This window comes from Amycolatopsis saalfeldensis, from assembly GCF_900110575.1.
GTDB lineage: Bacteria > Actinomycetota > Actinomycetes > Mycobacteriales > Pseudonocardiaceae > Amycolatopsis > Amycolatopsis saalfeldensis.
Genome location: NZ_FOEF01000006.1, coordinates 1 through 13,314 on the forward strand (window position 1 = coordinate 1; position 13,314 = coordinate 13,314).

General features: G+C 72.8%; 11 protein-coding genes and 1 pseudogene. 9 read left to right on the forward strand and 3 right to left on the reverse strand.

Features of this window, described 5'->3' with window-relative positions; all coding sequences use genetic code 11:
* Positions 1-342 (forward strand): annotated as a pseudogene (locus tag BMY97_RS15455) (cytochrome bc1 complex cytochrome b subunit); the annotation flags it as partial.
* Positions 343-413: 71 nt separating this feature from the next.
* On the opposite strand, the gene BMY97_RS15460 reads toward BMY97_RS15455, so the two are convergent.
* Positions 414-698 carry an Lrp/AsnC family transcriptional regulator gene (locus tag BMY97_RS15460; protein WP_091617543.1) on the reverse strand — a complete coding sequence of 95 codons (285 nt, stop codon included), beginning with the start codon at positions 696-698 and terminating at the stop codon, positions 414-416.
* A 50-nt stretch (positions 699-748) separates the two neighbouring features.
* A complete protein-coding gene (locus tag BMY97_RS15465) occupies positions 749-2,467 on the reverse strand; it encodes a DEDD exonuclease domain-containing protein (protein ID WP_091617544.1) in 1,719 nt (572 codons plus the stop codon).
* Between the two features lie 96 nt (positions 2,468-2,563).
* Between BMY97_RS15465 and BMY97_RS15470 the strand changes: the two genes are divergently transcribed.
* From BMY97_RS15470 to BMY97_RS15485, 4 genes are all read left to right on the forward strand, one after another.
* Positions 2,564-3,970 carry an NYN domain-containing protein gene (locus BMY97_RS15470; protein ID WP_091617545.1) on the forward strand — a complete coding sequence of 469 codons (1,407 nt, stop codon included), beginning with the start codon at positions 2,564-2,566 and terminating at the stop codon, positions 3,968-3,970.
* Between the two features lie 99 nt (positions 3,971-4,069).
* Entirely contained in the window at positions 4,070-4,327 is a 258-nt protein-coding gene (locus BMY97_RS15475) for a hypothetical protein (RefSeq protein WP_091617546.1), read from the forward strand.
* Positions 4,328-4,750: 423 nt separating this feature from the next.
* The gene (locus BMY97_RS15480) at positions 4,751-5,815 is read left to right on the forward strand and encodes a C40 family peptidase (protein ID WP_091617897.1); all 1,065 of its coding nucleotides are present in this window, start codon (positions 4,751-4,753) and stop codon (positions 5,813-5,815) included.
* An 81-nt stretch (positions 5,816-5,896) separates the two neighbouring features.
* Entirely contained in the window at positions 5,897-7,054 is a 1,158-nt protein-coding gene (locus tag BMY97_RS15485; RefSeq protein ID WP_177231362.1) for a glycosyltransferase family 4 protein, read from the forward strand.
* A gap of 7 nt (positions 7,055-7,061) precedes the next feature.
* Here BMY97_RS15485 and BMY97_RS15490 read toward each other — a convergent pair whose 3' ends face one another.
* Positions 7,062-7,697 (reverse strand): nucleoside/nucleotide kinase family protein, encoded by a 636-nt coding sequence (locus BMY97_RS15490; RefSeq protein ID WP_091617548.1) that lies wholly within the window; start codon positions 7,695-7,697, stop codon positions 7,062-7,064.
* A 64-nt stretch (positions 7,698-7,761) separates the two neighbouring features.
* On the opposite strand from BMY97_RS15490, the gene BMY97_RS15495 reads away from it, so the two are divergent.
* From BMY97_RS15495 to BMY97_RS15510, 4 genes are all read left to right on the forward strand, one after another.
* Positions 7,762-8,175 carry an SRPBCC domain-containing protein gene (locus BMY97_RS15495; RefSeq protein ID WP_091617549.1) on the forward strand — a complete coding sequence of 138 codons (414 nt, stop codon included), beginning with the start codon at positions 7,762-7,764 and terminating at the stop codon, positions 8,173-8,175.
* Between the two features lie 57 nt (positions 8,176-8,232).
* Entirely contained in the window at positions 8,233-9,441 is a 1,209-nt protein-coding gene (locus tag BMY97_RS15500; protein ID WP_091617550.1) for a cytochrome P450 family protein, read from the forward strand.
* 25 nt (positions 9,442-9,466) lie between these two features.
* Positions 9,467-10,753, forward strand: a complete 1,287-nt coding sequence (locus BMY97_RS15505; protein WP_091617551.1) for an adenosylmethionine--8-amino-7-oxononanoate transaminase — start codon at positions 9,467-9,469, stop codon at positions 10,751-10,753.
* A gap of 229 nt (positions 10,754-10,982) precedes the next feature.
* Positions 10,983-13,229, forward strand: coding sequence for a SulP family inorganic anion transporter (locus BMY97_RS15510; protein ID WP_091617552.1), 2,247 nt, complete (start codon positions 10,983-10,985; stop codon positions 13,227-13,229).
* The last annotated feature ends 85 nt before the right edge of the window (positions 13,230-13,314 follow it).

A 13,314-nucleotide genomic window follows, 5' to 3' on the forward strand; every position in this document is an offset into this window, starting at 1 on the left:
GAGCACGGCGTCGAGACGGGCATCATCAAGCGCCTGCCGCACGGCGAGTTCATCGAGCTCCACCAGCCGCTCGGCGGCGTGGACAGCCACGGCCACGCCATTCCGCTGGAATACCAGGGCGCGACCGTGCCGAAGAAGATGAACAAGCTCGGCACCGCCGGGCACGCCGTTCCGGGCTCCCTCCTGCGGCCGGACCCGCCGGAGGAGTCGGCCGCGCTGGAGCGGGCCGCGCACAACGGCCACAACGGCAGCAGCAACGGCAACGGCAGCAGCAACGGGCATGCCGACGGGGCCTCGCAGGAGACCCAGCCGGAGTCGCACCAGATCGGCTCCGGGCACTAGCCCTTCAGTTACGGCGAAAGCCCCTTCACCCCGGCGGGTGGAGGGGCTTTCGCCGTTTGAGCGGTCCGCTTTCAGACGCCTTCGACGCCGATCTCGAACGCCGAGTCGGTGTCCGCGCGCGAGTAGGAGCGGAACGCGATGTGCGTGACGGTGTCCAGCACCCCGTCGACCTTGCCGATGCGGCCGGGGACGAGGTCGGCCAGGTCCTCGTGGGCCTTGACCCGCACGGTGGCGATCAGGTCGACGTCGCCGGCGCAGGAGTAGACCTCGGTGACCCCGTCGAGGTCCGCGATCGCCTGCGCGGCCTCCGGGATCGAGTCGGCCTCTAGATTGATCAGCACGATCGCCGTGATCACAGCGTTCCTCCACTCCCTGGCGGTAACCGACGAGCGCGATCGTAGCCGGGTCACCCCGCCACCCGCTCCAGCGTCCGGGCGCCCGCCGCGAGGTCGAGCCAGCCGCGCCAGCCCGCGACCGCCGTGGGCTCGGCCCAGGGCCGGGTGGTGCGGACCAGCCGGACGCCGGGCCGGGCCAGCCAGCGCAACAGGACGCCGACCTCTTCGCCGGACGCGCCGTGCAGCGGCCCTTCGCCGGGCAGCACGGTCTCGGCGGCCGCGACCAGTTGCTCGACGATCGGCATGGGCGGCACGCCCCGGCGCGCGACCCCGGCGGACGCGAGCTTGCCGAAGCGGATCACGGACAGCTCCCAGCCGCCGTTCCCGTCCGGGGAGGCGGCGATCAGCTCGGCGATCGACGCCAGCGCGGCCAGCCGGTGCGCCCGGCCGACCGCGCGGACGAGGTCCGCCAGCTCGTCGCGGTGGCGGGCGGCCTGCTCGTAGTGCTGCCCGCCGGAGAGCCGCTCCAGCTGCTCGGCGGCGGTGCGCAGCGGGCTGCCGTCGCGGCCTTCGATCAGCTCGCGGGCGGCCGCGACGCCGGGGGAGTACTCCTCGACGGTCTGCCGGCTTGCGCACGGCGCCCCGCAGCGGCCCAGCTCGAACAGCACACACGGGGTGCCGGAGGCCGACTTCGCCGAGATGCGCTGGGTGCAGGTGCGCAGCCCGCTCGCGCCCGCGAGCGTGTCCGCCGCCGTGCGGGCGTCGGACTGGCTCCGGAACGGCCCGAGCGTGCCCGCGCGCGGCAGGCGCACCACGGACAGCCGTGGGAAGGCCTCGTCGGTCAGGCCGATCCACCAGGCGTGGTGCGGGTTCTTCGAGCGGCGGTTGTACATCGGGCGGTGCGCCGCGATCAGCCGCAGCTCGCGGATCTCGGCCTCCAGCGAGTGGGCGCACTCGATCGCCTCGACGCGCTCGGCCAGCGCGACCATCTCGCGGATCCGGCCGCGGCTCTCCGACCCGGTGAAGTACTGCCGCACGCGCCTTCGCAGGTCACGCGCGGTGCCGACGTACAACACCTCCTCACGCGGCCCGCGAAACAGGTAGACGCCCGGCCGCGCGGGCAGATCCGCGGCCAGATGCCGTTTGCGGCGCTGCGCCGCGGTGACCTCCGGCAGGTAGTCCACAAGTTCTTCGAGGGTGTGGACACCGACGTTGCCGACCCGCTCCAGCAGCGCGTGCAGCACGTCGACGGTGGCCCTGGCGTCGTCGAGCGCACGGTGCGTGGGCCGGGTGCGCGCGCCGAGCAGCATCGCCAGCGACGAGAGCCGGTAGCTGTGCGCCTCCTCCCGCGGGATCACGCGCCGGGCGAGCTTCACCGTGCAGACCACGGTCGCGCGCGGCCAGACGTAACCGTGGCCTTCGCAGGCAGCCCGCATGAAGCTGGTGTCGAAGCCGGAGTTGTGCGCGACCAGCACGGTGCCGGCGATGAACTCGAGGAACGCGGGCAGCACGCGCTCGATCCGCGGCGCGTCGTAGACCATCGCCTGGGTGATGCCGGTCAGCTCCACGATCTGCGGCGGGATCGGCGCACCGGGGTTGACCAGCGTGGCGAACTCGCCCAGCACCTGGCCGGCGCGCACCTTGACCGCGCCGATCTCGGTGATCCCGTCCGGCCCCGGCTTGGTCCCGGTGGTCTCGAGGTCGAACACGACGAACGTGGTGTCCCGCAACGGGGTGCCGAGCTCGTCGAAGGCCAGCTGCGCCTGGCCGGGCCGCGGTCCGGTGTCCATGATCGCGCACCCTAGGACGGCCCACCGACAATCCCGGGACGTGAGCAGCGGGTGGCGCACGGCGCGCGATCCGACGGCGGGGCCTACCCTGGACCAATGCAGCCACTGCCCGCGGAACCGGACGAAACCGGGGATGCCGTCGGCCCCTCGGCCGTCCCGGCGCGGGCGGGCGAGGCCGCTGTGGACACTGCAGGCGCTGTGGACGCGGGCGCGCCCGAGCCCGCCACCTGGTCGGCGCTGCCGGACGCGGTGCGCGAGCGGATCGCCGAGCTGGCGGCCGCCGCCGTGGCCAAGCTGCCGGTGGCGGACGTGCCGCGGCAGCTGCGGCCGGTCGCGAAGTTCGCCCCCGCCAAGCGCGCGAAGCTGGGCGGCGCGGCGCTGCTGGCGGCGCTAGGCGATTCGGCGCAGTTCCGCACCGCCGTGATCGAGTGGCTGCGGGAGCACCGCACCGACGTGCTCGACCCGAACGCCGCCGAATCCGTCTCCGCCGCGGCCGCCGCGGTGCTGCTCGGCGAGTCCGGCGCGGCCGGGCGGGTGCGGCTGGTCGCCAAGAACGCCGAGGAAACCGCGCTGCGGGCCGAGCGTGACGCCGCGCTTGCCCGGAACCAGCGGCTGGAGGCCGAGGTGGCCGAGCTGCGGCTGGAACTCGAACAGGCGCGCGGAGCCGCGGAGAACGTCCGTGGGGAGCGCGAGGCCGAGGTCGAGAAGCTGTTGCGCCGGCTGCGCGAGCAAGGGGTGCAGCTGCGCCGGGCCAAGGACGCGGCCGAGGCGGCGCGCACGGAAGCCGACCGCGGGGGAGCGGCGCAGGCCGTGGAGCTCGAGGCGCTGAACGCTCAGCTGGGCCGTGAGCGGCAGCGGGTGGCCACCGAGCGGGCCAGGGCCGAACGGGCGTCCGCGGACGCCGAGATCGCCCGTCAGTCCGCGCGCGAGGCCCGTGAGGCCGACGAGGTGCGGCTGGCGCTGCTGATCGACACGATCGACGGGGCCGTGAGCGGCCTGCGCCGCGAGCTCGCCCTCGGCGATCGCGGCGCGCGGCCCGCGGACATGGTGCGCGGCGTGACGTCCGGGCTCGGGCCCGGCGGCCGGATCCAGGACGTGCCGGCCCTGGACCGGCACTTGGCGCTGCCGAACGTCCACCTGATCGTGGACGGCTACAACGTCACCAAGACCGGTTATCCCGAGCTGGCGCTGGCCGACCAGCGAGACCGGCTGATCCACCAGCTCTCCGCCCTCGCCGCGCGCACCGCCGCCGAGGTCACCGTGGTCTTCGACGGCGCGGGCGTGCTGTCCGTGCCCGCCGCCGTCCCCCGTGGCGTGCGGGTGCTGTTCTCCGACCGCGGCGTGCTGGCCGACGACGTGATCCGCGCGCTGGTCGCGGCCGAGCCGAAGGGCCGCCCGATGGTGGTGGCGACGTCCGACCGGGCGGTCGCCGACTCCGTGCGCGCGGCCGGGGCGCATCCGGCGCCGTCGGCCGTGCTGGTCAGCAGGCTCGGCCGGGTCTGACGCCCGCTCCTTCTCCGTGCCGGGATCGTCGCGCGCCGGAATTGTCGGTGGTGGCTCCTACCGTGTGTTCAGGAAGCACGGCTGGGTGAGGAGACCCACATGGACGAGAGCCCGTTGCGCCGCCCGCCCGGCGCGCTGGACATCGGTTTGGCGGACATCGACGACCTGGTGGTCGACTGCGACCGCTGCGCGGTGCGCGGCGAAGCATGCGGCGACTGCGTGGTGAGCGCGCTGCTCGGCCCACCCGTCGCGCTCGCTTGGGACGCCGACGAACGGCGGGCGGTCGACGCGCTCGCCGAAGCGGGGATGGTGCCGCGGTTGCGCCTGGTGCCCGCACCGGAACGGAGGTCCGCCTGACCCGGCCGGGGGAGGCCGGCGCGCCGAGTGGTCGATCTGATCGGGTGAACGGTAGGTAGCTGATTAGTGCCGGAATGACACCATGCGGAGTGACCGCCGTCACACATTTCCTCCCCTGCTGGTCCGATGGTGTTTCGCCGGACTACGGAGAGTTTTTACGGGGGGCCTAGTGGACGTGGTCGCGGTCTTTTCGTAACCTGTCCGAGATCTCGTGGCCAGCAGCCGTCGGCAAGACGGCGACACGGGATCGCCGCCGGACCGGCTTTGTCGGGGAGCAGGTACCGGGACCACACCGCGTGCGTGAGGCTGATGCGCTGAAGCACGGCCGGAACGCGGGCGGTGGGCGTGCGGAAGAGGGCCCCCGACCTCTTCGGCGCCAAGGCTCCGGACGGCGGCCCGACAGCAAAGGAGACACGCGCGACCGTGCAGTCGCATCCAGTCAAGCGCGTGGTGTCAGGCGCCCTCGCGGCGGCCTCGGTGTTCGCTATCGTCGCCGTGGCCCAGCCGGCCGCCACAGCCAACGCAGCTCCCTCCCCCTCCCTCCAGGCCCCGCCCGACACCGGTTCGAGCTCGGACGCCCTCGCCAAGTACCGCGACCTCGCGGCACAGGCGGAGAAGGCGAACGAGGACCTCCTCAAGGCCCAGGACGACCTCACCGCCAAGCAGGGCGACCTGGACAAGGCCAACGCCGGCGTCAACGCCGCCAAGGACCAGGCGGCGCAGGCCGCGGGCAACGAGAAGAAGTACCGGGTCGACGTCGACAAGTTCGCCGGCGCCTCGTTCCTCTCCGGCGTCCAGATGAACAAGCTTTCGGCGCTGCTCGCCGGAACCTCCACGCAGGAGTTCCTCGAGCGCTCCTCGGCCCTCGACCAGATCGCCGCGGAGAAGGACGCCGCGCTCAGCGGGCTGTCCGACGCGGTGCAGAAGGCGGCGGCCGCCGAGAAGCTCGCGACCGACTCCGCCAAGAAGGCCACGGACGCCCGTGACGCCGCGGCGAAGCTGACCGAGGACATCAAGGCCAAGCAGCAGTCGCTGAAGGATCAGACCGAGGCGCTGACGAAGCAGTACGGCTTCCTGAGCAAGTCGGACAAGGCCTCGCAGGGCGACACCGGCGGCGCCGCGCCGAACGTCCCGGCGCCCGGGCCCCAGGCCCAGCAGGCGGTCAACGCGGCGCTGAGCAAGCTCGGCAGCCCGTATGTCTGGGGTGCCACCGGCCCGTCCCAGTTCGACTGCTCGGGCCTGATGCAGTGGGCCTACAAGCAGGCCGGCATCACGCTGCCGCGCTCGAGCCGGGAGCAGTCGACCTTCGGCACCGCCGTCTCGCGCAGCCAGCTGCAGCCGGGCGACCTGGTGTTCTACTACACGCCCGTGTCGCACGTCGGCATGTACCTGGGCGACGGCAAGATGGTGCACGCGCCGACCTCCGGCGACGTCGTCAAGATCTCGCCGCTGCAGAACAATTACGTCGGCGCCCGCCGCGTGAGCTGAGCAGGACCCTTCGAACGGGGCGGTACCGCGACTGCGGTGCCGCCCCGTTTCGCGTCCGCGTGGCTCAGTAGCCTTCCGGGTGTGCTGAGGACCCTGCTCGTGACCAACGACTTCCCGCCGCGCCCCGGGGGGATCCAGAACTACCTCAACTCGCTGGCCACCCGGCTGCCGGGGGACGACCTGGTCGTCTACGCCCCGTCGTGGGAGGGGAAGTCCGGCTCGCACGTCGAGTTCGACGCCGCCGCGCCGTTCGAGGTGGTCCGGCACCCGACGTCGCTGATGCTGCCGACGCCCGACGTGCTTCGCCGCGCGAAGCAGATCATGCGCGCGAGAGACTGCGAAGCGGTGTGGTTCGGCGCCGCGGCGCCGCTCGCGTTGCTGGGGCAGCCGCTGCGCCAGGCCGGCGCGCGCCGGGTGGTCGCGTCCACGCACGGGCACGAGGTCGGCTGGTCGATGCTGCCGGGCTCGCGTCAGGCATTGCGCCGGATCGGCGACACGGTGGACGTGCTCACGTACGTCAGCAAGTACACGCGGAGGCGCTTCGCCGCGGCGTTCGGACCGTTGGCAGGGCTGGAGATGCTGCCCTCCGGAGTGGACACCACGCTGTTCGCGCCGGACTCCGGCGCGCGGGAGGAGATCCGCGCCCGCCACGGCCTCGGCGACCGTCCGACGGTGGTGTGCGTCTCGCGGCTGGTGCCGCGCAAGGGCCAGGACATGCTCATCCGCGCGTTGCCCGGGCTGCGCGAGCGCGTGCCGGACGCGGTGCTGCTGATCGTCGGCGGCGGGCCGTACCGCAAGCGCCTGACGGAGCTGGCCGCCGAACTCGGCGTGACCGAGCACGTGGTGATCACCGGCTCCGTGCCGTGGTCCGAGCTGCCGGCGCACTACAACGCGGGCGACGTGTTCGCGATGCCCGCGCGCACCCGCGGCAAGGGCCTCGACGTGGAGGCGCTCGGGATCGTCTACCTGGAGGCGTCGGCGACCGGGCTGCCGGTCGTCGCGGGCACCTCCGGCGGCGCGCCCGAGGCGGTGCTGGACGAGGTGACCGGCCACGTGGTCGACGGCCGCGACGTCGGCCAGCTGCGCGAGACCCTCGCCGCCCTGCTGTCCGACCCCGTGCGCGCCCGCCGGATGGGCGAGGCGGGCCGCGCCTGGGTCACGGAGAACTGGCGCTGGGACCGCATGGCTGCACGGCTGTCCGGCCTGCTCGACGGCGACCCGGTGTCCTCGGTGCGGTGAGCCCGGGTCAGGCTTCCGGCTCGTAGACGGCCGGGTGGCGCGGGTCGTCCACCCGCACCACGACGTCCGCCAGCGCGCTCGGGTCGACTTCCTGTTCGTAACGCTCGTACGCGGGCAGCGCCCACTGGTCGTTCTCGGGCACGCGCCGGCGCAGCGCGGCCGGTGAAAGCCACAGGTGCACGACCAGGTCGAAGCCGAGCCCGGCGCCCAGCAGGAACTCCCCGTCCACCAGCACCACGCCGCGCTCGGGCACGGGGACGCGCGGCAGCCGGGTCGCGCGGTCGCGCCCGGGGTCCCACAGCGCGGGCAGGACCTCGCCCGTGCCGTCGTCGGCGAGCGGGTCGAGCACCTCGCGGCGCAGGCCGCCCAGGTCGAGCCAGTCGGTGTAGCGCGCGTCCGGGTTGCGCTTGCCGTGCTCGAACCGCAGCGACGCGGGGCGCAGGAACCCGCGGGCCGGCACCCGCACGGCCGGGCGGCCCAGCAGGCGCAGGGGATCGACCAGCGCGTCGGCCAGTTCGGCGGTTCCGGTCGCGCCGTCGGCGCCGTCCACCGCCACCGCGAGGCGCCCGCGCTGGGTGAACGAGTCGATGCGGGCGGTCAGCTCGGCGGCCAGCGCGGCGGGGGAAATGGGTCGGTAGCGCACAGCAGGAGATCCTGCACCCCGGCCGCCGGCGGGTTTTGTCGGTGCCGGATGCCATGATGGTGGCATGAGTGAAGAGGTGGGGAGAACCGCGCAAAGTGGTTGGGAGGTAGGGGTTTCCCGCACATTGCCGTATTCCGGCGCGCGGCTGTGGGAGTTCCTGCTCGGCCGCGAGGGCGTGGAGGTCTGGCTCGGCGCGGGGGTGGAGCTGCCGCGGGAGCGCGGCGAGGCGTACGAGACGGCGAACGGCATCACCGGCGAGATCCGCAGCTTCCACGAGGGCACCCGGGTGCGGCTGACCTGGCGTCCGAAGGACTGGGACCACGACTCCACGCTGCAGCTGACGGTCGTCGGCCAGGGGCGGCGGAGCACGCTCAAGTTCCACCAGGAATGGCTCGCCGACGCCGCGGAGCGCGCCGAACAGCGGGCATACTGGAAGGACGTGACCGAGCGCGTCGCGGCCGCGCTGGCCGAGCGCTGACACCGAAGCACCGGCCCTGACACATCGACCCTGACACACCGACTCCGGGGGAATCGCGTGACTGTGGAAGAACTGCCCGTGGTGGGCGAAGAATTCATGCAGCACACCCATTCGACGCTGGCGCGGCTGCGCGGCGAGGGCCGGGTGTGCCCGATCGTCATGCCACGCGGCACGCCGTCGTACCTGGTGACCGGCTACGAGGACGCCCGCGCGCTGCTGAGCGACCCGCGCATGAGCAAGGACAGCGCCGGCGCGCACCAGCTGATCGCGGCGAAGATCGGCCCGGAGAACACCGTCTCGGACTTCGGCCAGTCGCTCGTCACGCACATGCTGAACGCCGACCCGCCGGACCACACGCGGCTGCGCAAGCTGATCAACAAGGCGTTCACCGCCCGCACGGTCGCGCGGCTGCGCCCGCGGATCGAGGAGATCACCGCGGCGCTGCTCGACGAGATGGAGGGCCGCGACCAGGCCGACCTGATGCCGGCGTTCGCCGGGCCGGTGCCGATCACGGTGATCTGCGAGCTGCTCGGCATCCGCGAGGAGGACCGCGGCGAGTTCACCGGCTGGTCCACCACATTGCTGTCCTCCGGTGAGGCCGACGAGATGCAGTCGGCCGGGCAGTCGATGACCGCCTACCTGGTCGGGCTGGTCGCGCAGAAGCGCGCCGAGCCGGGGCCCGACCTGCTGTCCGATCTGGTGCTGACCACCGACGACGGCGACGCGATGAGCGAGGAAGAGCTGGTCGCCACGGCCTTCCTGCTGCTGGTCGCGGGCCACGAGACCACGGTGAACCTGATCGCGAACGCGACGCTGGCGCTGCTGCGCGCGCCCGAGCAGCTGGCGAAGCTGAGGGCCGACCCGAGCCTGCTGCCCGGCGCGGTCGAGGAGTTCCTGCGCTTCGACGGCCCGATCAACATCGCCACCCTGCGCTTCACCAAGGAGCCGATCGAGGTCGGCGAGACGACGATCCCGGCGGGCGAGTTCGTCCAGGTGTCGCTGCTGGCGGCGAACCGCGATGCCGAGCGCTTCCCCGACCCGGACCAGCTGGACGTCACGCGGCCCGCGGGCGGGCACGTCGCGTTCGGGCACGGCATCCACTACTGCGTCGGCGCGCCGCTGGCCCGGCTGGAGGCCGAGATCGCGCTGGGCGGCCTGCTCGCGCGGTTCCCTGACCTGCGCCTGGCCGTCGAGCCGGAGCAGCTGCGCTACCGCAACAGCACCCTCGTGCACGGCCTGCAGGAGCTGCCCGTGCTGCTGCGCTGAGCCGGGGGCGACGTAGGGTCGGCGGGTGGAAACCAGCGCCGCCGACCTGCTCGCCCTCGATGCCGCCCACGTCTGGCATCCGTACGCGCCGATGCCGGGCCGGGTGGCGCCGCTGCTGGTCACCGAGGCGAGCGGGGTGCGGCTGCGGCTGGCCGACGGCCGGGAGCTGGTCGACGGCATGTCGTCCTGGTGGGCGGCGATCCACGGTTACCGGCACCCGGTGCTCGACGCCGCGTTGACCGGCCAGGCCGGCCGGATGAGCCACGTGATGTTCGGCGGGCTCACCCACGAGCCCGCGATCACGCTGGCGAAGACGCTGGTCGACCTCACCCCCGAGGGCCTCGAGCACGTGTTCCTGTGCGACTCCGGCTCGGTCTCGATCGAGGTCGCGGTCAAGATGTGCCTGCAGTACCAGCGTTCGCGCGGGCGGACGGCGAAACGGCGGCTGCTGACCTGGCGCGGCGGCTACCACGGCGACACGTTCACGCCGATGAGCGTGTGCGACCCGGACGGCGGCATGCACTCGCTGTGGCGCGGGGTGCTGCCGGAGCAGGTGTTCGTGCCCGAGCCGCCCGCCGGTTTCGCCACGCCCCCGGAACAGTCCTATGTAGACACCCTGGACGCGGCTCTGGCGGAGCACGCCGAAGAACTGGCCGCGGTGATCGTCGAACCCGTGGTGCAGGGCGCCGGCGGCATGCGCTTCCACCACCCCGGCTACCTGCGCGCGCTGCGGGAGCTCACGCGCAAGCACGACGTGCTGCTGGTGTTCGACGAGATCGCCACCGGTTTCGGCCGCACGGGCCGGATGTTCGCGGCGGAGCACGCCGGCGTGACGCCCGACGTGCTGTGCCTCGGCAAGGCGCTGACCGGGGGCTACCTCACGATGGCCGCGGCCCTGTGCACCCCCGAGGTCGCCGAGGCCATCACCCGCGGCGAGCTGCCGGTGCTCGCGCACGGGCCGACGTTCATGGGCAACCCGCTCGTCTCCGCCGTCGCGAACGCGTCGCTGGGGCTGCTCGCCGACGGGGCCTGGGAGGCCGACGTCGCCCGCATCGAGGCGGGCCTGCGGCGGGGCTTGGCGCCGGCGCGTGACCTGCCGGGCGTGCGGGATGTCCGCGTGCTCGGCGCCATCGGCGTGCTGCAGCTGGACCACGAGGTGGACCTGGGCGTCGCGACCGAGGTGGTGACGGCGAAGGGCGCCTGGCTGAGGCCGTTCCGCGACCTGGTCTACGCGATGCCGCCCTACGTGACGGGTGACGACGACCTGGCCGTGATCACCGGCGCGATGCTCGCCGCAGCCGAAAAAGCCTGAATTCACCACAACGAGGGTGACTCGAGGCATTCGTCACGATCTGTGAGTGCATGAGTGCGTGGAGTCGTCGAAAATCCGGGGTTTCCACGCGATCAGGTGTGCTGCGCTTCGTCATGCTCTGACCGGTTGGCGAGGAAGATCCGTTATGTCCTGGTTACCGCATTCACCAGCGAATCCGAACCCCGTTCGCATAGCGGACTTTTCGCCGGTTTTCCGCTTTCCTACCGGCATGATCGAGATCGTTCGCGGAGAACACGACACCGGACCCCCGCCCCGGCGTGACCACCCCGTCCTGACCCTCCTGCGCCACGACCTGCCGGCCTCACTGGTCGTTTTCCTCGTGGCCGTACCGCTTTCCCTCGGCATCGCGCTCGCCGCCGGTGCCCCGCTGCTCGCGGGCCTGATCTCCGCCGTCGTCGGCGGCCTGGTCGCGAGCCTGCTCGGCGGCTCCCCGTTGCAAGTCAGCGGCCCGTCCGCCGCGCTCACCGTGGTGCTCGCCGACACCATCTCCACTTACGGCTGGGCCGTCACCTGCGCCATCACCGTCGGCGCCGGCCTGCTCCAGATCCTCTTCGGCCTCACTCGCGTGGCGCGTGCCGCGCTGGCCATTTCGCCCGCGATCGTGCACGGCCTGCTCGCGGGCATCGGCGTGACGATCGTGCTCGGCCAGCTGCACGTGGTGCTCGGCGGCCGCGCGCAGGGCTCCGCGGTGGCGAACCTGCTCGCCCTGCCCGGCCAGATCGTCGGGCACCACGACCAGGCGGTGCTGATCGGCGTGCTCACCGTCGCGATCCTCGTGGCGTGGCCGAAAATGCCCGCCGCCGTGCGCAAGGTGCCCGGCCCGCTCGCCGCGATCACCGTTGCCACCGGGCTTTCGGTCGTGACCGGCATGACGCTGCCGCGGATCGACCTGCCGGGCTCGCTGCCTTCGCTGAGCCTCGTGCCGCAGCTGCCTGGCGGCGGCTGGGCGGGCGCAGGCGTCGCGATGGTCACCATCGCGCTGATCGCGAGCCTGGAGAGCCTGCTTTCGGCCGTGTCCGTGGACAAACTGCGCGGCGGCAAGCGCACCGACCTCGATCGGGAGCTGATCGGGCAGGGTGCGGCGAACGTCGCCGCCGGCGCGCTCGGCGGGCTGCCCGTGACGGGCGTGATCGTGCGCAGCATGACCAACTACGAGGCGGGCGCCCGGACCCGCGCGTCGGCGATCCTGCACTGCTGCTGGATTCTCGCGTTCTGCCTCCTGCTCACCGGCGTCCTGCGGTACATCCCGCTCGCGGCGCTGGCCGGCTTGCTCGTGTACGTCGGGGCGAAGCTGGTGAACCTCCCGGCCCTCAAGGAAGTCCTGCGCCACGGCGACATCGCGGTGTACGCGGTGACGGTCGCCGGTGCCGTCGCGGTGAACCTGCTGACCGGGGTGGCCGCCGGCGTGCTGCTCGCGCTCGTGTTCATGCTGCGGCGGATGGTCTACTCCGGCGTCCACGTCGAGGCCGGCGACGGCCGGGCGCGGGTGGTGATCGAGGGCGCGCTGACGTTCCTTTCCGTGCCACGGCTGACCAAAGTGCTCGCGGAGGTGCCCGCGCGCGCTGACGTCACCCTCGAACTGCTGGTGGACTACCTCGACCACGCCGCGTTCGACTGCCTGCGCGACTGGCAGCAGGCGTACACCAGGGCGGGCGGCACGGTGACCGTCGACGAGATCGGGCACCCGTGGTTCCAGCGCGGCAGCTCAGGGGAGCCGACGGTGCGGCGCAGCGTCGCCGCGCGGGTGGTGCCGCGGTGGCTCGCGCCGTGGTCGCAGTGGCAGGCCGAGCACACGGTGGTGCCCGGGCAGCGGACCGGTTCCCCGCTGGGCCGTGGCGCTTCGGAGTTCCAGCGCCGCACGGCACCCCTGCTGCGAGACACCCTCAGCGGGCTGGCGCACGGACAGCAGCCGCACACGCTGTTCCTCACCTGCGGCGACGCGCGGATCGTGCCGAACCTGATCACCACGTCCGGGCCGGGCGACCTGTTCACGGTCCGGAACATCGGCAACCTGGTGCCCACCGCGTCGGACGGTTCGGACTCCTCCGTCGGAGCGGCGATCGAGTACGCCGTCGGCGTGCTGAAGGTGCCGGAAATCGTGGTGTGCGGGCATTCCTCGTGCGGCGCGATGAAGGCGCTGCTCGGGCAGGCGCCGGAGGGGATGGCCCAGCTGGGCAGCTGGCTGCGGCACGGCGAGCCGTCCCTGCGCCGCCGGGCGGCCGAGGCCCCGCTGTTGCTGGACGGCCGCCGTCCCGCCGCCGAGGCCGACCAGCTGGCGCTGCACAACGTCGTGCAGCAGCTCGATCACCTGCGCCGGTACCCGGTCGTCGCCGCGGCTCTGGCCCGCGGTGAGCTGACGCTGACGGGCATGTACTTCGACGTCGGCGCCGCCCAGGTGTCGCTCCTCGACGCGGCCGGACGCGACTTCGTCCCGGCCGGTGCCGCGACGCACTGACGCGCCCAGGGCTCGTGAGTGGCCAGGCCGGTTAGAACCGTTCTGGCCACTCACGAGAAGTGCCAGCCGCGCAACCCGAAAGTGG

Excerpts from the sequence above, each read along its gene's own strand:
- BMY97_RS15465 (WP_091617544.1), bottom strand. The coding sequence starts at position 2,467 with ATGGACACCGGACCGCGGCCCGGCCAGGCGCAGCTGGCCTTCGACGAG.
- BMY97_RS15470 (WP_091617545.1), top strand. The coding sequence starts at position 2,564 with ATGCAGCCACTGCCCGCGGAACCGGACGAAACCGGGGATGCCGTCGGC.
- BMY97_RS15475 (WP_091617546.1), top strand. The coding sequence starts at position 4,070 with ATGGACGAGAGCCCGTTGCGCCGCCCGCCCGGCGCGCTGGACATCGGT.
- BMY97_RS15510 (WP_091617552.1), top strand. The coding sequence starts at position 10,983 with ATGATCGAGATCGTTCGCGGAGAACACGACACCGGACCCCCGCCCCGG.
- BMY97_RS15495 (WP_091617549.1), top strand. The coding sequence starts at position 7,762 with ATGAGTGAAGAGGTGGGGAGAACCGCGCAAAGTGGTTGGGAGGTAGGG.